Below are 17,968 nucleotides of genomic sequence, written 5' to 3'. Positions count from 1 at the left end.
GAGATGGAAAATGGGTTATTACGATGATCTGTTGAAGACGAAGGGGAGTGGAACACCATTTGATAAATTGGTGCCCATTTCGGTGGTGGGAGATCCTTATGTAAAACTTTCGGCATCGAAAGCTCCGAGAGACTTCATTGAGTTCCTGGTTGAGATTGGCTCCGGTGAATTGGGGAATGCTGCTTACATGCTTTATGATGGGTTGGTGGAGCCTGGCGAGATATATGGCTACGTGCCGGCCGGGTTGGAAAATGTCCTTCTGTTTGGGGATGATTTTCAGGGATTTAATGCCGGATTTTCCGGGGGCGATTGGAGCGTGGTGGAGATCGATCCTACCAACATGCAGGTAAATACAGTTGCTAAGAATTTTTATACATTTATTAGAGGAAAGATCGCTGATTTGTCTTAGTTGGAAACCCAGGGGCAAGAGGTCTTGCATGAACGCCAAACTAGCGAATCCAGGTTTTGAGGCGTCAGCGTTTGTGTCAGCTACAGCATGTGCGGCTCCAATGTGGCCCGCTACGTGGTTGCTGGGGCGTAGGCACGTGGTTGTTGCGTGAGGCACCATGACGAGCCGGTTACTCCAGACCCTGTATGAGACGGCGCAGGACTTCGTGCAGGGCGGGCTGACGGATGAGCAGGCCCTGCGCGAGTTCGATGCTGCGCCTGTAGCCGCTGCGCGCTTGGCCGCGCATGCAGATCAAGATGGCGATGCCCCCTGCCAAGACGTTCTCCCAACGCTTGCGACAGGCTGATGCAGATGCGCTACGTTGAGCAGGCCGCGCAGGACGGCGGTGTTGGAATGCAAGGCGTTCTTGTCAGAATCGTTCATGATCCTGGTCAGAAAAGAACGTCGTCGCCCTTTGGTTTCGAGTGAAGCAACTGTCTAACCTGATCAACAGCAATGAAGCGATCGATCCACATTCTCCTGTTGGGCGCAGTATTTATGTTGTCGGCTTGTTCCGGCATGAATGACCGGAAGGCAGATAGAGGTCTTCTCACGCGCGTGAAGACGGCCAACATAGACAAGGTAGTCGTGATGCCGGAGTCTGGTTTGGATTACCGTGATCAGACCAACATCATCGCAGGCTCCTTGGGGCGCGCGATCGGGGCCGTCGCTGCGGTTGCCATCAACAAGACGCCAGCAGGACAGATCGCCGCGGCCATGGAGGAGAAAAACATCTCTATTTCCGAGATGGTGCTGGTTAAGTTTGCCGAGGGTGTGACAGAGACAAAGATGCTGTCTTTGAGCGATGACGGCGCTTCTGATGCCAAGTTCAAGTTGACGGTTCTAAGATACGGCCTCACGACTCAACCTTTCAGGCATGATCTTCAGCCAGTGGTTTCCGTGCGTGCGGACTTGATCAGGAACGACGGAACGGTACTTTGGAGCAAGACGCGAAGCATGAGCAATCACTCGGACGCCAACACAGTGCCGGCATATCGATTTGACGCCTATCAGGCGGACCCGGAACTACTTCGCAAGGGATTTGATACGGCTTGCAACGTCGTGGTTCGCGACCTTGTCCAAAATCTCAAAACGCAATGGCGGGAATAATACGCAGCAAGTCTTGATGCGGGCATCCATGCGGAAATACCTTGGCGTGAAACGGTGGCGTGATGCCACCAATCCTGGATGCATCCCCCTGACTTGGCGTGCCCCTGGCGCTGTGGTCCCAAAACCGCACATCGGGGCCATCAACTCCAAAAAGCTTGATTCTGAATCGTACGTCGCGCCGCAAAGCCGCGCCCACTAAGGCGTCTCGGGCGATATAGGTACGACTTCGCCGAGGGCCTGATGCGTTTAGGAATGCGCTAGGCAGCAGCTTGGCGCAAGCCAATAGCGCGCCCGCAACGCAGGCGTGGGATGGCTCGCTGTACGGTTCCGCGCCCAGCTACAGCTACCGTGACAACACGCCTACCTCTGGCGTGTTCACGCAGAGTTCCCAGCGACCGTCGCTGCGCCAGCACGGCAGCATAGCCATTCGTTTGCAGTTCAAGCTGGGCGGCCTCGACTTCGGGGCGAGGCACGAGCTGTCCGCTCATCATCAACATGGGGCCGCAGAGGCGGTGACCGGCCACCGGGGACGACACAATTATTTTTGCATGCAGCCCTAAACTTTTGCTCGGTTCTATGGATAAGTTCATCGAAGGCTGCCGGTTTCTGGGGTGCCAAGTGCCCAGATAGCCAGGCAATTTTTCTGCGCCAAATCCCGGAGCAATGCCGTGCGAATGAGAAGATTGGATCGTTTGACGACACCACTTGTGGTGACACTGGTGCTGCAAGGTGGAACTGTCCTCGGTGGCTGTGCGCCAGCCATGCCGGTGCAGGACGCGCACCTGAGCACGCCAGCGACCGCAATGCAACCCGCGAAAGTGCTGCAGCGAGAAGTCACAGTGCGGTTGTCCTCCGGCTACGAGCGCAAGCTGGTGACGGGTTCGCACTGGCGGCCGGCCGGCTCGTTGGTGCAGGGAGAAGTGCTGCGCCCGGTGGACGGCATCTTCACCATCGAAGGGCGCCAAGTACACGAGGCTTACCTGGTGGTTTCCGGCACAAACCTGGTGGGCTTCTACCTGCCGGGCGAGGAACACTTCTCGCCCCTCGATAACCCTGTTTCCCTCACCTTTGGAGAACCTTGATGCGCAAGCTATATCGATCGCTGCTGCTGTGTACCGCCACTTTGGTGACGTTGGCGGGCTGTGCCAGCGGCCCGTCGTACAAGGAGATGGCTAGCTCGATTCCGACGCTGTCGTCCCAGAACGGCCGGGTGTATTTCTTCCGCTCAAGTTCTCCGTTAGGAGCGGCGCTGCAGCCGGACATCAAACTCAACGGCGAGAAGGTGGGCGAATCGAAGCCCGGCGGCTTCTTCTATGTGGACAAACCGGCAGGCCGGTACACGGTTTCAACGGCGACTGAGACGGAGAAGACGCTGAGCTTGGCGCTGGACGCGGGTGAGACGAAGTACGTGCGAACGTCGCCGTCGTTGGGCCTGCTGGTAGGCCGCGTGGTGCCCACGTTGGAGGATGCAGCGGCGGCACAGAAAGAGATCGAAGGCCTGAGCTACGCACCGCCGCAGGATGGTGGCAAGGCAGCCAAGCGCCAGTGATGGTGCAGCGCTTTGCGGCTGGCTGGCCAATGGTGGCCGGCCGAACTTTTGCAAGGAAGTGTGTGTGACCCAAGATGTGCTTTCGCCGGCGATGCCCGCCGAAATCCTAGCGGCCCTGGACGACCCGGACCGTGTCAGTCCGATGCTTGCTGGGCCGTGCGTAATGGACGGTGACCGGCTGTCATTGCATCTGGCCGACGGCGACATCACCGTGCAGGCCGAGCGCCGCTTGTTTCGGCAAATCGCTGCACTGTGCGATGGTACGCGCACTCAAATAGAAATCCTCGATTCACCGTCGGTGGCCAAGAACCGTGATGAACTGGAGCGCTTCATGGCGTTCCTGTTCGATGCAGGTATCTTGATCGACGCCAATCGCTTTTGCCAGACGGCGCTGCGCTACGCGCGCCAGACCAACCCGTACGGCAAATCAGCTGAATGGGCGTCGACCGGCATGATTGCGCGGCGCTTTTCCCCGGATCGCCGGGACGAGAGCGGCGTGTTCGAGCCAGTGGGCGATACGCCCCTGGATGCGTTGTTCGAGTCGCGCAATTCAGCCCAGACGTTTGCGGGTGGGCAGGTCGAATATGAAGCGCTCAAGTCGATGCTCTGGTCGATGTGCGGCGTGGTTTCCACACACCACGAGCGTCTGGGCGCCTTGGCCGCACGCCGTACCGTGGCCTCGGCCGGCGCCATGCACCTGCTCAAACTGTTCGTGGTGTTACGAGGGCCAACGGGGCCACTGGCGCCCGGCGTCTATCGTGTGCTTTTCCCGACGCGCAAGACGATTCACTTCGAAGCTATTTCGGAGGACGCCGCGCTGCTGCCTCGCGCATTCATCAAGCCATGGTTCCTGACCTTCGCGGCTGGCGCGGTGTTCATGGCGGGCGACGCCACGATTGGCTCCATGCGCTATCGCAACCGGGCCCTGCAGTATCTTTTCAGCGAAGCCGGAGCAGCGCTGCACAACGGGGGATTGGTCGCCCCCAAGTTGGGGCTGGGTTTCCTGACCTTTGGCGGTTACTACGAATCGGTGGTCGAGCAGATGTGCCGGCTCGAAGGCGACGTGGTGCTCGGGTCGGCCATGTTCGGCAACGCGGCAACGGAAAGTCAGCGCGCCTTGCTGGATACAAGCCGTTCGCTGGAGTTCGGATGGTCGGAGGTGCGCTCGGAGCATTTCTCGATCCCGCATTTTCTGGCGCGTGCGCGCATTGAGGGCAACGACGGCAACGAGCCAACCTGGGGTCGCGATGCCGACCCGTGGAACGCCTATGTCAAGTCAGTTGCCGAAGCGGTGGAGCGCCAGGGGTTTCGTGAGCCAAGCCCGCTTGAGTTTGGCAAGATCGACACCGTCGCCGATGCGATTGCACCTGAGGCGTTCCTACGCTACGGCAAGGCTCAGCTGAACGCCTCCGGATTCCCATTTTCGGCCTTTGATCCGCAGCAGCCATATGCGTGGGTCACCGGCGTGCGGCAATCCACGGGGCAGCGAGTCCGTGTCGTTTCCGATCTCGTGCACCCTCGCCAATACATCCAACACGAAGGACCATTAGGTCCTAAGATCACTGCCCCGACTTCCTCGGGGTGCGCTGCACACGCGGATTGGGATGAGGCTTGCGCCCGAGCGACGCTCGAACTCATCGAGCGCGATGCCTTCATGCGGCATTGGTTCGCGCAACGCCCCGGTGTCGCCATTCGCGCCGAAACCTTGCCTGCGGCGATCGGTCAACGGCTGACAGCCTTGCACGACGCCGGTTGCCAGGCCGGCATCCTGTGGCTGGACTCCCCCTACGTGCCATGTGTGCTCGCATGGGCGCAGCATGAAGAGCGCGGCTTCACGGCAGTGGGCGGCGGTTGCGCGCTGGATGTCGCAGCAGCGGTTGATTCTGCGCTCAGCGAAGCCGAAACGCTGGTTTTTGCGCATTTCAACGATGGCTTCGACGTCAAGGTCAAACCGCAGGACGTGCTGCAACCGATCGATCATGCCAACCTGTACGGCCAGAAAAGGCATTTCCGGCGAGCAGACGGCGTGCTGCGCGCGCAGCGCGAGGTGGATTTTGCGAGCGTCGTGCAGGCGACACCGGTATCGATCGAGGCGCTGTACGAGAAGCTCGCCGAGGAAGGGCGTTCGCCGCTCTTTTTCAATATCACACCGCTGCGTCCCACGATGGATCAGGGGCGCACCAGTCTTCGTGTGTGCAAGGCCCTGATCCCTGGGCTGATTCCCATCTCATTCGGCCGTGGACTCGAGCCGAGGGGCATGGTCGACAACATCCATCCGAGTTCGAAGTTCCCACACCCATTTCCTTAACAAGGAGCATGTCATGAAGGAAACCAACAAGATCGATTTTTCGGTACAGGGCGCAGGCTTCAAGAGCACCCCGATGGAGAACGAGCAGCGTACAACGATTAAGGCCAAGAGCGACCCTTGGTCGGTGGTGCGCCGTGTACGCTTGCCGCACAAGCCGGGTGCGCCGCTGGGCAGCGGCGGCGGCTCGGATGGCAGCAGCGCTTGAGTTCAGGAAGCGGGGCAGGAAACGCGGCACCGCGTTTCCTGCTTCGATGCAACACGCTCTGTCAGCGCAGCCAGGCCTTATAGGTCAGGACCCGGCGATCGACCAGGCAGTAGCGCGAGACCCCGCGTGCCACGTGATACGGGTCACCGCGCAGAATCGAGATACGGCCGGGCCTAGGCAGCACGGCGCGGGCAATTTCGTTTTCGTGATCGAACACCATCGTCTCGCCGCCCCAGGTTAGATCCCACTCGCGATTGCAATAGACCAGGACTGTCACGTGGTTCGGCCGCTTGTACGGGTCGGGGCAATCGAAGTGCGGCCGGCCTTCCAGCCCATAGGGGTTGGCTGTCACCATGCACTCATACAGCATCGGTGAGTGGCCCAGTCGCGCTCGCAATCGGTCCCACACATCCACAACGGGTCGCAGTGTTTCATCGAGCGAGCGCAATTCCGGTTCTCGATCGATTTCCAGCGAGTCATCGCGCTGCACCAGCGGATAGCTCCAGTGAATGTCGTAATCGGGCGCGCCTTTGACGTGCGCCTGCCGATTGATGTAGTACGCAGGCAACCACTGAACCACATCAAGCAATTCAGCGAGTTGCTCCGCAGAGAAGAAGTCGTCAATGACTTCGATACCGACCGTACGGCTGTTCATGGAGCAAGAGGGAGGATTGGGTTCGAATTGCCGCCCCACATGGTCGGCAAGGTTCACGCTTCACAGACTAAATGCCGGCGCTGGCTGCTGCAACCCTCCATCGCACTGCAAGATGATGGCGCGCAAGTGCTGACAGCTTGATCCGCCTTGTTCCGCAACCAAACTCGAATCGCATGTTTTTCTTCACACAGATTCTCGAACACCTCAAGGTCGTGACCGCCTGGACGAGAACCAACCAGGCCACCTGTGTATTGTTCCCCGACACGTTCGCGCTGGGCATCAAGAAAGAAGGCCTGAATTTACTGATGAGCCCACGCTTCGTGGCCACCATCAATGGGCAGACGGCCTACATTGACAGTTACCACAATCACGAGTGCGGGTTCGTTGGGTGGTTGCCGTACCGTACCAAGCGCTGGCCGTTGTCCACCGAGAAGCTGATGTTCAAACACTATGCTGCGGAACATGGCCTAACAACACCGCTGCACTGGCGCGATGGCCCCTGCCGAAGCGAACATTTCCTCGTCAAGCCCACGCGCGGCTCGTTTGGCCACGGGATTCGAGGACCCTTTCGGGCGGGCCAATATGAGGAGGTGGTCAGCACGCTGGCTGAAGGCGAGTATTTCGAGGCATACGCGATCGGCCGCAGCACCAAGATCTGGTATTGGAGCGGCGTGCCGTATGCGATGGAAGTGCTGGCACCTCCCGTGCTGTATGGCGATGGCCGTCGAACGGTGAGCGAGATTGCCGGCACCCGTCGTGGGAGCTTTGATCGTGCGCACGATGTCAGCGGCAGCGTGGCCGTGTTGCGCTGGCAAGGATTGTCACCCGACGCCATCCTGCCCAAAGACGCGACTGTACTACTCGACTTCCGTCACATTTCCGCTTATGACCCCATCATCCTGCGGGACCGGGAGTCGCTGTCGCGCGCGACGCCTGAAGTCCTTGCGCAAGTGCAGCACATCGGACGAGTGCTACTCCTTGGTATCCCGGAGGAGATGCGGGCGAACACGCTGTTCACCGTGGACGCGGTGCTCGACGGACAGGACCAGTTGACGCTCTTGGAGATGAACAGCAATCCGATGGTGCATCCAAAGGTGTATGGAGCAATGCTGGACGAGACATTTGCCATGCACCGGCCAAGTGTTTCGGAGCACAGTTGACGGCATAGAAATCACAGTTGAAGAGTGCCGTCCGAAGAGGGCAAAAGAAAAAGGTTCGCAGTGCCGGAAATCCAGTCGAATATAACCGACTGGTCAGTTGCGTTTCCAATTTGTGCCTCGGTCCGTGCTCGCTCTGAGTCGGTCAAGACCTCTTCCAGGATCTCGGAATTCTGGATGGAGAAGGGCGAGAATGCGAGATTCAGCTCATTGGCATGCATAGCAACCGCATGGGCTTCCCACGATGACGATGCGGTCAGATGCGGTTGCAACGCCGGCGCCAGGCGCTTGATCCATAGCAGGAAGCGACCAAGCAGTGCATCGTCTAGCGGCCACACGACTTTCTCTGAGTTCTTGCTTGCTAACGCGGCTTCGTGCGATTGCTCTGCTTAACAAGGGCACGCGAGAGAAACGTTAACAATTGCCTGTAATGCCCATGCTACCGTCTTTATCTGATTCGTCAGGCTTGAATCTGCGTATGCGGAAACTCGATCGGATCAAGCCACTTAATAGATTCATATCATCCATGTTTTGGCGCTTAAGATAAGGTTGGACTCATGGAACAGGTGTCTGAACGGGGTGTCGGAGCCTCCGGCCGATTCATTTCCGTCGTAGCTATTGACTCGCATCCGATCGTGTTGGATTCCGTAAAGCGATTGCTTTGCGACTCACCGTATATGAGGCTAATCGGGGACGCGACGGATGGGGTCGACGGGTTAGAACGTATCCGGCAAATGCAGCCAGATGTCGTGATTATCGATATCAATCTGACAAGACTGGATGGACTGGAGTTGGTGCGCCGCGTACGCGCGCAACATGCGATAGGCATCGTGGTGACGTCAGGTGGCAACTCAATCGAGGACTCTCGCCTGGCATTTCATGCCGGTGCAAACGCGTACGTCAATAAGTCAGCACCGATTTCGGTACTAAACGCAGCGTTGATCCTGGCCGGAAATGGCTACGTTGGCTTTCCAAGTCGCTCCATTAGCATCACGTTTTCTAAGCGAAAGGTGGGCGCGAGCGGAAAGCTAACAGCACGTGAGCTGCGTGTTCAGCAGTTGCTGGCCGAGGGCTGTCGAAATGTCGAGGTCGCCCAGCGTCTTGGTGTGTCACCGAAGACCGTAGCCACATTCAAGAATCGGATTCTGAAAAAGATGTCCGGAGAGGGCTGAATGTAGGTTACATGGGGACCGAGCGGCCGTATCGGCTAAGCGGTACTTCGCCCATCGCCTCGCGGTTAGCGAGCTGATGAACCCGGTGAGACGTCCGTTGCGTATTACCCCAGCAGAAGCCCCGATCTCGCACACCGTTGCCCCCGCGGTACATATGGCGACGATCTTGTACCCAACGGCTTTGAGGCGTCGCTCGTATTTGAAATCAGAGCGACCCGAAGCCGCCGCGGTCACGGGTACCTCGATGCGATCGAAGCATTCTCCGTCAACGCCGTCTGGTGACGCCCGTGCCGTTGCGCGGTAAAGGTGGCTGGTTTGGCTGCACCTGAAGGATGGCCGAGTGGTGGTTCGGCTTACGCCCAGCGTCCGCTGATCAACGCTTTCTTGAGGGCCAGCATCGCCGCATTGATGTCTTCGGTGGCCATCGGACCGCTGCTGAATTAGTCGACGCAGTTCAGCGTGGGTCGCTAGCAGGTCCGCCCGCTCGGCTTCCGCTGTGCAAGGCTAAGGTTCCCAGAAGCACGTTACGCCTTGAACACGAAATTACAGATAGGCCCATCGAACAGGTCCAAGGCCCATTCCGTAAGCCATCGCTCCGATCCCAAAGAAGAGGGGCCGTAGAAATTACGGCCCCTTAAGGTCGATATGAAGCATAGATATGCCTTGCTTCAAGGTGGAATGATATTCCAAATCGATTATGAAATAGGATTTATTTTAAAAAAGCAACCGGCTTATTTCGAGGATAAAAAGACGGACGAATTGCGATTGGTTGCCTTATTTATTTGAAATTTTGCCCTACAAAGTACGTAGGTCATTGTTAAGTTGCTGAAACATATTGGGATTTTTCTGCCTGGGGTTGCAGTATCTAATTTGCAACATCATTCGGCTTGGTCTTGGATTGGACGAATTCGTCATCTCATAATTTCCTCGCCACGTTAAGGCGTGGCCTAATTTAATTTCTTTGGGAATCGATATGAAGATCAAGATGTTTGCGGCGGCCGCAGCGGCCCTGATGTCGACCGGCGCCTTTGCGCAATCGAGTGTGACCCTTTACGGTGTTGCGGACGTCGGTGTTGAATGGGTGAACAAGGTTCCTGGTGCCGACGGCAATGGACACTCTCGCGTTGCAATGCAGTCGGGCAACCTGTCCGGATCGCGTTGGGGCCTGCGAGGTGTCGAAGATCTAGGCTCCGGTCTGAAAGGCATCTTCAACCTTGAAAGCGGCTTCAATCTTGACACGGGAACGTCCGCGCAGGGTGGACGCCTGTTCGGCCGTAACGCCTTCGTTGGTCTGCAAGGCCAGTGGGGACAATTGACCTTGGGTCGCCAGCAGAACCTGCTGTATGACTTCGGCACGAACTTCGACCCGATGGGTATCGCCGGTCGTTACTCGCTGGGTTCGCAAGACAACTTCATCGGTTCGGGCCGCGCTGACAACTCGCTCAAGTACGTTGGTGCGTTCAACGGGGTGTCGGTTTCTGGCCTCTACGCCCTGAACTACAACGGCAATGAGATGGCTGGCGTGAACAAGCTTGGCCGTGAATGGAGCGCCGGTGTGGGCTACGCCGCTGGCCCGCTCGCAGTGGGCGCCGTGTATGACCAAACCAACGGGTACTACAACGCACCGAACCCCACCACGCTGACCGGCGCGCAGATTTTTGCCAACTCGGCCGCTGCAGCCGAGCGCAAGGAACAACGGGCAACCATTGGTGCTTCGTATGCCGTTGGCCCTGCAAAGCTGTTCGGTGGCTATCGTTGGTACAAGGCAAACTTCCCGACCGTCGCCAATATTGACGCTGGCAACGTGCGTTCGAACCTGTACTGGTTGGGCGTTGCCTACCAGGCAACGCCGGCGCTCAGCCTGACTGGCGCGGCGTACTATCAGCAGTTCAAGAATGCTGTGGCCATGAATACGGGTGTTCTGCCTCCCCAAGCCCAGAGCATGGGCAATCCGTGGCTCTTTGTGGTGTCGGCTGACTATGCACTGTCCAAGCGTACCGACGCATATTTGAATTTGGCGTACGCGAAGAACAGCAGCGGGTCGGGCCTGGGTGTGGCCGGTCTGAACGACAGCAACTATGGGATCGCAGGTACGCCTTATACGCTGACGAGCGGCGGCCAGCAGGTGTTCTCCAATGTGACCAATGGAAGCTCCAACCAGTTCGGTGCGGTGGTGGGGGTTCGCCACAAGTTCTAAATCAGCGGCGAAAGTTGGACAAAAAAACGCGAGCCTGTGCTCGCGTTTTTTTTTTGCCGCGCAGGCTTCTTTGATGTGCTATGGGCTCACATCAACTTGCGCTGGAAGGGGCCTTCGTCGACCTGCGGACGGCAACGTCGTCGCCTACCTGCGCGAATGTATGCGAACTGAAATCCCAGCCGTCTATCGCAAGTGCTTGAGGACGTGTTGGGTGCTACCCGCCGGGCACGCCGCTGACTGTGCGATCAGCACCGAATACTCGGACCCAGAACGTAGTATCCGATCACGTGCCCCACAATGATGCTGGTACCGGCTAGCACCACCCAGACCACTACAAAGGTGTTGTCGCGCATAACATGCACCTGCTCAAGCGCTGATAGGTCTTCCGAAGGATCTGGCAGGACTTTGATGCAGAGCGTCACTGCAAAGACCGTGCATCCGATCAAACACGCTGCGACCAGCAATCCCTGGGGTTGAATGGTGTCCATGTGGTTCTTGGGGGGGAACGTGCATTTGTCTCGATTGCTCGAGAAGGTGACGAGCGAAGGCCAGTCTAGCTGGCGCGCACGCATGCAGCGACACACTTTCGTGCCTAAGTCTTGATCTTGGGCGAAAGAAGGTCGGCGTGAGCCTGCCTGTCACAAAAAGAATGTGCATGGCATGTGGCGCGGATGCCAGGCGCCATGGACCCAGTTAGACACATTCAAATTCGGCCAGCGTTCAGAGCAAAGACGCTGGCCCAGTTCCCAAATAGACCAGACGGTGTTTGCCTGATTTTAGCGAGCGTGCAGGAAGTTGCATGCTGCCCTGCTGTTTTCAGAAAATTTTCAATCTCTCAACAATTAAATATATTTAATATCTGATCCGGATTTAATTCACTGTTGCGATCCGTCAATTGATACAGTGATTAACATTCACTGCGCTTTGGCTGCCTTACGCTCGGGACCCAAGAAGAAGTTACAAAAAATTGGATCGTCTCGTTTAGTGAGAGTGCCCTCTTGGAAATCAGCAAGGATTCTCACGCTGCGTTGAAGGTGTGCAAGGAGAACGCAGCCCGCATCAATGACGTCGATGCGCTCAAGCAGTGGATACGTACCGATGTACGCCGTGTGCTACCCCATGGAACCTGCGCGTGGGTGCACGGACGCCTATATGGCGTTGGTGTCTCGCCCGACTATGTGGTGGCGGTGGACTATCCACTCGCGCACTTGCGTGCGATCCGCAATGCCTCTGGCCACATGGACACGCCGCTTGCCGAACGCTGGTATGCGCAGCAGTCCCCCGTGTTCTTCGAATGCGAGCCGTGGCCTGAATTGTCGGCGGCATGGCTAAAGAGTTTCCGTGAGCATGAACTGCGCACGGTGTTGCTAGCCTCGATTAACTGACGTACTGAGCGTAATACTCGGCACGCTAAAGCTCCAGCAACAGGCAATGAACAATGCATCGAAAGACACAAGGCAATACGTTTCCAACCATGAGCGCGGAACCAGTGGCAAGCACTTCATCAATTGAAGGACATCGAACTCAAATGAACATCTTTGCCCGGTTTTTTTTGTGTGGTTGCTGGCCTTGGATTGGCAGCGCTTCACGGTGCGGGTTTTGCGGCGGATGCGGTCGGGCTCAGTTCCGCCGGGGGAGCCTCAACGACCGTGCCATCTGTCGCCCAGACGCCTGCCGCCCCGGAGTGCTTGGCGCTGGCCCACTTACGTAATGACATGACGCCGATCCAACTCGACCGGGTGCTCGCAGCGTGCGTGAGTCTGAACCAGATGGACAACGCCGCGCTTGCCTTCATGTTGAGTGGCGCCTATGGCTACTTTGATGGACTTCGGGTGGTAGATCGTTCAGCGCATCAGGCTCCCAAGGTGATGCTCATGTACACCCTCGGGTCCTTGCCAAATGACAAGCGACAGGAATTTGAGAAGCATCTCAAGGCAGTCATGAATGACCCGCAGCAGAAGCAAAAGGTCTGCATCTCGGTGCAAAGCTTTGGCCCGCCGGCCTACTACCCGAAATACATGATCGATCACGGGATGGATGCAATGCTCGCGGCTCAGTCCGGGGCCACGTTGCCGAATCGAGGGTTGGTCGATCCGTTTGATGCTGCCAATGCCTGGAGAACAGCTGTGAAAGCCTATCTACTGTGTGAGGCACCCTGAGCGCGTACCGCTCCATATGCCTGAACTCATGCCGTCTGGCGCCGAACAACGCAGCACTATCGGCGGCGCGTCATCCTCCACACCACGATTCATCATGCGAAGACTATTTCTTGCCATCCTTGTCGCTGTTGTTGAGTCCAGCGTCAGTGCAGCTGAGTATGGGCATTACGATACAAGTCGTCTGCTCATTGTTTCGGACACGCCTGCGGGCAAGACGTTCGGTTTTGACGGTGCCTATCTCGAGCAAATGCTTGATGATTTGTCGGTTCATGCGAAGAACTATCCACCGAAATTCGATACACCGCAGGATCAACAGCGCGCAACCCAAGACGTAAAGGCGCTGTCAGGCATGCTCGACATTCTGTTGAATGGCCCAACGTCAAGCCCTCAGCTCCTTGCCCGGGCGGCCTACGTGAATAGCATGGGACACAATCTCGACGTTCCTGGAGCCGCCGAAAAGGCAAATGCGATTTTCTTGCGCTTGCTTGCGGCTACACCGTCTGATCCGCAAGGCAACTACCGGTACGGAACGTTCCTGGCAGGCGTGGGGAAGGGCAGGGAAGCGCTGCCGTATCTTGAGAAAGCGCTCTCCGTAGGTGTCGTTGATGCTGCCTATGCGATCGGAATGACCTATTTGGCCCTTGGGGATCAAGAACAGGCGCTGAAAAGCCTTGAAGACTACAAGCGTCGCAAACCAGGCGATGCAAGCGTTGACAAGCTCATTGACGCTATCCGTCATGGGCAAGTCCAGTTCAAGACGGCGCGCTAGCTGAAGTCATGTGCTCGTAGATGGTCCCCTGCGACAGGCGCTAATGTCTCTGCGTGAATCTTCATGCCGTGACTTACCGCCGAGAGGCGCGAAGCATTGAGATGGGAACTAAATGCCCAGACCAAAGCTGGTAAAGCGTATCCGGTGGCCGTGGTGGGTACCTTGCTCAAGAGCGCCAAGATCACACAATAGGCATGAAACCGAGAAGAAAATATCAACAGGGCGTGCAGACATGTTCCTACGTGGGTTGCACCGTGGTCGCCGTGGCTCGCCCGAGGAAGCCACTGCGCAGGTGCCGATAGAGGTCAAACGCCGCCTGACGTCTTCAATGGAAGCAGAGTTGCATGAACGCACCGACATCCAATACACGCGCGAAGACGGCGACCCGCAAAACTAGTGCGGGTTCGCAACGTGCCCGTCAGGAGTGACCGAAACGATGGTGCTGGCGTTGCTCACGTGCAATCCGTTGAACTGTTACAACGCTACTCAGGTCGCACGACAATTGGGCTGTAGCACCAAGCGCAGCATGACGATGCTGCGCGCACTTGCCACGCGCCGAGCCATCCGGATCACCAATAGTCCGATCGGTGAGCCACTGTTTAGCGTGCTGATGCAGAGCCAAGGTTCTGGCTTACAACGTATCCGTGAGCGAGGTGATTTGCGCTTCGATCACAACGGCGCGCTGCGGCACTGGCAATTGGCAATGGCAACGCGACGCGTTTAAGCGCGACGTCCCATGTCATTGCGAAACGCAGCCTCAAGCTAGCTAAGTGGCAAACGCATTCGTAAGTTGATACACCCGCTTCTGTGGTTGTTGGATACGGTGAGTAGGTGGTGGCTCCTTCAAAGCTTGTGAGTCATGCACTGATTTCCCTAGAGTTGAACGATCGCGAGTCAATTCCGACCCGTGACGCAGCGCCGAGTATCCGGCGCGACTTCAACCTAAAGGGAAATAGATCATGGCGTTTATCCATAGCGAAGGGCCAACTGAAAATCATGCGCAGCTGTGCGGGGACCATGCACCGCTCTTGCTGAAACACACAATTCAGCCGGAAGAAATTAGGGACAGTCTCCCAAGGGGCCAGGGCGGTGTTGGTTTCCTCTTTCATGCCACCGACTGGAATACGTTGTCCTTCTCGTTTCACAACGTCAAACAGAGAACAGCCTCTTTCGAGGAAGAGCTTTGGAGAACACCTCCCTTTATCGCTTCCCCGATTTATTCGGGCTCGCAAATCATCGGGGCCAACATTGCATGTCCTGTTCCGCTGGAACTTTGGTTAGGGAGCCCACGTGGTATTAAACGATTCCGAGAGACACAGTTCTTCCCGGCCTTGGAACTGGCTAGGCAGGCCGGACTGAACATGGTGGCGATGGGTGCATCAACACCGTACGCGTGCAACTACGGGACGCTTGCACGCCCGACCAAGCCACCGCTCATCACCACGGGGCACGCGGCGACCGCTGCGATGCTCAAGGACTGGGCCATCCACTGCTGCAATGAAGTGGGCCTTGAGTTTGGCAACACGAAGCTCGCGCTGTTCGGTGCTGCAGGGCGGCTCGGAGTCACGGTCGCAAAATATGTGGCCTACAAAGACGCACCGAAGGAGTTGGTATTGATCGACTTGCCGGACAAGCTGAGCTTGTTGCAGGAACAGGCGAGGGAGTTGCTGGCATCCGATCTTTTGGGGCGCATCAAGATATCCGTTCACACCTTCAGTCCGGATACACCCCTGCCGCAGTTCGATGGCGCCATCCTTGCCAGCAGCACCAGTGTTCCGTACCTGACGGCTTCTGATCTCAAGCGAGCGCAGTTCTGGATTGACGACTCGCACCCGCGAGCAGCCAGCGTCGAAGCGGAACTCGCCTCGCGCGGTCAGACGCTCTATATCGAGTGCTTCGCGCGCGGTCCGGCAGAACTGAATACGGCGTTTCCTTTCAGACTGCCGAGCAATCGCGATTGCTACACGTGTTTTGCCGAGGGTTACTCAGCGTGGCAGGAGGGCATCGCTTCTGATTTCATTATTGGCAGTCCGCCCGTGTGGTCGGTTTCCTACACGCATAGTTTGTTGAAGAAGCACGGATTCTCGGTCGGACCGCTGCATGGGAAGAACGGTTCGCCTATCGAGTTGGATGTCCAACGCGATATGCAATCCGAGTTGATCGCACTGTAATAACGTCATTGGGGGGGGGCCAGATGCAGATGCCGCGCGAAAGCATGCGGGACATGCTGGAACGAAGTCGGCTTGTAATTCGATGGGGAGGCATACTGGGCCTCCTATGTCACCCCATCTACTACGTGGTCTGGACCTATGTCCTGCCGCAGCCGTACGACAATCTGCTTCTCCGACTGAGCGCGGCGCTTGTTTGCATTCCTTTAATCTTTCAAGCGCGCTGGCCAAAGCGGTTGGGCAGTGCTCTGCTCATCTACTGGCATTGTTGTCTGGTCTACGTACTGCCGTTTGTCTGTACGTTCCTGACGATCCGCAATGGGTTCTCCACGATGTGGATGATGACGGAAGTCATGATGATCTTCATCCTGGCCTTGTGTATCGACTGCCCCCCTTTGTTGATGGTCTGCATAGGTGTGGGCATGGTTTCCAGCGCAACGGTAGCCGTGCTTACGTCCCCGATCTCGATTGTTTTGAGTGCGACGGATCTGTCAAACATCGCGTTGTTGCCTGTCGTCACCCTGTGCAGCATGGCGTTCAGTTATGCCATCAGTAAGGGGCGTACCTCAGTCGAAAGGAACCGAGCGTTAAAAGCCCTCGCAGGCTCGATTGCCCACGAAATGCGCAATCCTTTGAGCCAACTGAGACATGTGCTCGACGGTATGGAGGAAGCGCTCCCTGTGTCGAGTGACGGTGACCGTCCGTTGGTGCTGTCGCAAACGAATGCGGCATCGCTCTACCGTCATCTCGCACAGGGTCAACTGTCCATCGAGCGTGGGCTGCGCATCATCACGATGACGCTCGACGAAGTCAGTGCGAAGCCCATCCGACCCGACCGTCTCACCTATCTTGGCGCGGCCGATACTACCCGCAAGGCACTGGACGAATACGGTTTCGCCGACGAGAACGAGCGCCGTAAAGTGAAGCTTCACGTGGTCGAAGACTTCACCTTCAAGGTCGACGAGACGGTCTACCTCTTTACGCTCTTCAACCTGATCAAGAATGCGCTGTGCCACATGGCTGCGCGCCCTGGCGCCACGCTCACGTTGACGGTTGACCGTCATACCGTTGTCGTACGCGATACGGGCCCCGGCATATCTCCCGACATGCTGCCGTATTTGTTCGAGCCCTTCCGTACCGTAGGAAACTCGGCTGGAACCGGGCTCGGACTGGCGTATTGTCAGCGTGCGATGTACGCCTTTGGTGGAACGATCAGCTGTCGCTCCGAAGTCGGCAAGTTCACTGAATTCACCTTGCTTTTTCCGCCCGTGTCGCAAAGCGAACTCGACTCGCATTATCAAGCCATCTGGCAGCAAGCGATGTCCGCCTTCGTTGACAAGCGCATTCTGTTGGTCGATGACACCCAGGCTGAGCGTTACCTGCTGCGCCAAAAGCTGAATGGCTTGCCCGTGCACTTCCATCATGCCGAGAGCGGTTTGCAAGCGCTGCAGATGATGCGGCAGCATCACTATGACTTGATCCTCATGGATCTGAGCATGCCGGTGCTCGATGGCTACGCGACCACCGAGAAGATCCGCAGCGGCGAAGTGCCCGGCTACGAATCGGTGCCGATCGTCGCGTACACGAACGAACCGCCGCACATCGCCAAGCTCAAGGTTGCCAAGGTTGGCATGGCGGGCTTCGTGAGCAAGATGTACAGCCGCTGGGAAATGGTCCAGATTCTGCAGCACGCACTTGAGTCATCCCTCCTGACCGGGTGCGAAACAGCGATGCTGGCGGGCAAGACCGTGCTGCTCGCCGACGATGATCTCTACGGGCGGGCCATCGTGCGCACGTTGCTGCAGAAGCATCGCATGCAGGTCGTCGACGTCGCGCACGGACGGGCCGTGCTGGACTACCTTGCGAGCGGCGCGCCCTGCGATGTTTGTGTGCTGGATATCAACATGCCGGGCATGGATGGCGTGGAAGCCGCGCGCACCATTCGTGCGCAATCGTCGATGTACCAAAGCGTGCCTATTGTCGCGCTCACCGGCCATACCCACGAGGCGATCCTCGAGTCCGCCCGTACCGCCGGCGTGGATGATTTTCTCATCAAGCCCGTCGACTCCGG

General features: G+C 57.5%; 19 protein-coding genes. 15 read left to right on the top strand and 4 right to left on the bottom strand.

What is annotated here, in order from left to right; genetic code table 11:
• Nucleotides 1–10 precede the first annotated feature (10 nt).
• Nucleotides 11–409, top strand: coding sequence for a hypothetical protein (locus tag ABIC76_RS17655; protein WP_354534754.1), 399 nt, complete (start codon nucleotides 11–13; stop codon nucleotides 407–409).
• Between the two features lie 169 nt (nucleotides 410–578).
• On the opposite strand, the gene ABIC76_RS17650 is transcribed toward ABIC76_RS17655, so the two are convergent.
• Nucleotides 579–725: a hypothetical protein gene (locus tag ABIC76_RS17650; protein WP_354534753.1), complete on the bottom strand. Its 147-nt coding sequence runs from the start codon at nucleotides 723–725 to the stop codon at nucleotides 579–581.
• 179 nt (nucleotides 726–904) lie between these two features.
• On the opposite strand from ABIC76_RS17650, the gene ABIC76_RS17645 reads away from it, so the two are divergent.
• From ABIC76_RS17645 to ABIC76_RS17625, 5 genes are all read left to right on the top strand, one after another.
• The gene (locus ABIC76_RS17645; protein WP_354534752.1) at nucleotides 905–1,558 is read left to right on the top strand and encodes a hypothetical protein; all 654 of its coding nucleotides are present in this window, start codon (nucleotides 905–907) and stop codon (nucleotides 1,556–1,558) included.
• 692 nt (nucleotides 1,559–2,250) lie between these two features.
• Nucleotides 2,251–2,640 (top strand): hypothetical protein, encoded by a 390-nt coding sequence (locus tag ABIC76_RS17640; protein WP_354534751.1) that lies wholly within the window; start codon nucleotides 2,251–2,253, stop codon nucleotides 2,638–2,640.
• Nucleotides 2,640–3,107, top strand: a complete 468-nt coding sequence (locus tag ABIC76_RS17635; protein ID WP_354534750.1) for a DUF2846 domain-containing protein — start codon at nucleotides 2,640–2,642, stop codon at nucleotides 3,105–3,107. The genes ABIC76_RS17640 and ABIC76_RS17635 overlap by 1 nt, the downstream gene beginning before the upstream one ends.
• A gap of 64 nt (nucleotides 3,108–3,171) precedes the next feature.
• Nucleotides 3,172–5,415, top strand: a complete 2,244-nt coding sequence (locus ABIC76_RS17630) for a YcaO-like family protein (RefSeq protein ID WP_354534749.1) — start codon at nucleotides 3,172–3,174, stop codon at nucleotides 5,413–5,415.
• A gap of 13 nt (nucleotides 5,416–5,428) precedes the next feature.
• Nucleotides 5,429–5,620, top strand: a complete 192-nt coding sequence (locus tag ABIC76_RS17625; RefSeq protein WP_354534748.1) for a hypothetical protein — start codon at nucleotides 5,429–5,431, stop codon at nucleotides 5,618–5,620.
• A 61-nt stretch (nucleotides 5,621–5,681) separates the two neighbouring features.
• On the opposite strand, the gene ABIC76_RS17620 is transcribed toward ABIC76_RS17625, so the two are convergent.
• The gene (locus ABIC76_RS17620; RefSeq protein ID WP_354534747.1) at nucleotides 5,682–6,275 is read right to left on the bottom strand and encodes a 2OG-Fe(II) oxygenase; all 594 of its coding nucleotides are present in this window, start codon (nucleotides 6,273–6,275) and stop codon (nucleotides 5,682–5,684) included.
• Nucleotides 6,276–6,448: 173 nt separating this feature from the next.
• Between ABIC76_RS17620 and ABIC76_RS17615 the strand changes: the two genes are divergently transcribed.
• Nucleotides 6,449–7,435, top strand: a complete 987-nt coding sequence (locus ABIC76_RS17615) for a hypothetical protein (RefSeq protein ID WP_354534746.1) — start codon at nucleotides 6,449–6,451, stop codon at nucleotides 7,433–7,435.
• An 11-nt stretch (nucleotides 7,436–7,446) separates the two neighbouring features.
• Here the strand turns inward: ABIC76_RS17615 and ABIC76_RS17610 are convergent, their stop codons facing one another.
• Complete coding sequence (locus ABIC76_RS17610; protein WP_354534745.1) at nucleotides 7,447–7,770, bottom strand: type 2 periplasmic-binding domain-containing protein; 324 nt, start codon at nucleotides 7,768–7,770, stop codon at nucleotides 7,447–7,449.
• A 219-nt stretch (nucleotides 7,771–7,989) separates the two neighbouring features.
• On the opposite strand from ABIC76_RS17610, the gene ABIC76_RS17605 reads away from it, so the two are divergent.
• On the top strand, nucleotides 7,990–8,604 hold the full coding sequence (locus ABIC76_RS17605; protein WP_354534744.1) for a response regulator: 615 nt from the start codon (nucleotides 7,990–7,992) through the stop codon (nucleotides 8,602–8,604).
• Nucleotides 8,605–9,577: 973 nt separating this feature from the next.
• Nucleotides 9,578–10,801, top strand: a complete 1,224-nt coding sequence (locus tag ABIC76_RS17600; protein WP_354534743.1) for a porin — start codon at nucleotides 9,578–9,580, stop codon at nucleotides 10,799–10,801.
• 245 nt (nucleotides 10,802–11,046) lie between these two features.
• On the opposite strand, the gene ABIC76_RS17595 is transcribed toward ABIC76_RS17600, so the two are convergent.
• The gene (locus ABIC76_RS17595) at nucleotides 11,047–11,289 is read right to left on the bottom strand and encodes a hypothetical protein (RefSeq protein ID WP_354534742.1); all 243 of its coding nucleotides are present in this window, start codon (nucleotides 11,287–11,289) and stop codon (nucleotides 11,047–11,049) included.
• Nucleotides 11,290–11,799: 510 nt separating this feature from the next.
• Between ABIC76_RS17595 and ABIC76_RS17590 the strand changes: the two genes are divergently transcribed.
• From ABIC76_RS17590 to ABIC76_RS17565, 6 genes are all read left to right on the top strand, one after another.
• Nucleotides 11,800–12,186: a hypothetical protein gene (locus ABIC76_RS17590; RefSeq protein ID WP_354534741.1), complete on the top strand. Its 387-nt coding sequence runs from the start codon at nucleotides 11,800–11,802 to the stop codon at nucleotides 12,184–12,186.
• A 330-nt stretch (nucleotides 12,187–12,516) separates the two neighbouring features.
• Nucleotides 12,517–12,960 carry a hypothetical protein gene (locus tag ABIC76_RS17585; RefSeq protein WP_354534740.1) on the top strand — a complete coding sequence of 148 codons (444 nt, stop codon included), beginning with the start codon at nucleotides 12,517–12,519 and terminating at the stop codon, nucleotides 12,958–12,960.
• A gap of 16 nt (nucleotides 12,961–12,976) precedes the next feature.
• Nucleotides 12,977–13,729, top strand: a complete 753-nt coding sequence (locus tag ABIC76_RS17580) for a tetratricopeptide repeat protein (RefSeq protein ID WP_354534739.1) — start codon at nucleotides 12,977–12,979, stop codon at nucleotides 13,727–13,729.
• Nucleotides 13,730–14,255: 526 nt separating this feature from the next.
• Complete coding sequence (locus ABIC76_RS17575) at nucleotides 14,256–14,453, top strand: hypothetical protein (RefSeq protein WP_354534738.1); 198 nt, start codon at nucleotides 14,256–14,258, stop codon at nucleotides 14,451–14,453.
• Between the two features lie 235 nt (nucleotides 14,454–14,688).
• A complete protein-coding gene (locus ABIC76_RS17570) occupies nucleotides 14,689–15,900 on the top strand; it encodes a hypothetical protein (protein WP_354534737.1) in 1,212 nt (403 codons plus the stop codon).
• A 125-nt stretch (nucleotides 15,901–16,025) separates the two neighbouring features.
• Nucleotides 16,026–17,968: response regulator (locus tag ABIC76_RS17565; protein WP_354534736.1), on the top strand; the 1,943-nt coding region annotated here is incomplete at its 3' end.

The organism is Ralstonia sp. 1138 (assembly GCF_040544795.1).
Lineage (GTDB): Bacteria > Pseudomonadota > Gammaproteobacteria > Burkholderiales > Burkholderiaceae > Ralstonia > Ralstonia flatus.
The sequence above is the reverse complement of the archived record's forward strand: the minus strand, read 5'-3'. Positions and strand labels throughout refer to the sequence as shown.

Bases quoted from the DNA above. Each gene is read 5' to 3' on its own strand.
- ABIC76_RS17655 (WP_354534754.1), top strand. From the start codon at position 11: ATGGGTTATTACGATGATCTGTTGAAGACGAAGGGGAGTGGAACACCA.
- ABIC76_RS17645 (WP_354534752.1), top strand. From the start codon at position 905: ATGAAGCGATCGATCCACATTCTCCTGTTGGGCGCAGTATTTATGTTG.
- ABIC76_RS17635 (WP_354534750.1), top strand. From the start codon at position 2,640: ATGCGCAAGCTATATCGATCGCTGCTGCTGTGTACCGCCACTTTGGTG.
- ABIC76_RS17625 (WP_354534748.1), top strand. From the start codon at position 5,429: ATGAAGGAAACCAACAAGATCGATTTTTCGGTACAGGGCGCAGGCTTC.
- ABIC76_RS17620 (WP_354534747.1), bottom strand. From the start codon at position 6,275: ATGAACAGCCGTACGGTCGGTATCGAAGTCATTGACGACTTCTTCTCT.
- ABIC76_RS17615 (WP_354534746.1), top strand. From the start codon at position 6,449: ATGTTTTTCTTCACACAGATTCTCGAACACCTCAAGGTCGTGACCGCC.
- ABIC76_RS17605 (WP_354534744.1), top strand. From the start codon at position 7,990: ATGGAACAGGTGTCTGAACGGGGTGTCGGAGCCTCCGGCCGATTCATT.
- ABIC76_RS17600 (WP_354534743.1), top strand. From the start codon at position 9,578: ATGAAGATCAAGATGTTTGCGGCGGCCGCAGCGGCCCTGATGTCGACC.
- ABIC76_RS17595 (WP_354534742.1), bottom strand. From the start codon at position 11,289: ATGGACACCATTCAACCCCAGGGATTGCTGGTCGCAGCGTGTTTGATC.
- ABIC76_RS17585 (WP_354534740.1), top strand. From the start codon at position 12,517: ATGACGCCGATCCAACTCGACCGGGTGCTCGCAGCGTGCGTGAGTCTG.
- ABIC76_RS17580 (WP_354534739.1), top strand. From the start codon at position 12,977: ATGCCTGAACTCATGCCGTCTGGCGCCGAACAACGCAGCACTATCGGC.
- ABIC76_RS17575 (WP_354534738.1), top strand. From the start codon at position 14,256: ATGACGATGCTGCGCGCACTTGCCACGCGCCGAGCCATCCGGATCACC.
- ABIC76_RS17570 (WP_354534737.1), top strand. From the start codon at position 14,689: ATGGCGTTTATCCATAGCGAAGGGCCAACTGAAAATCATGCGCAGCTG.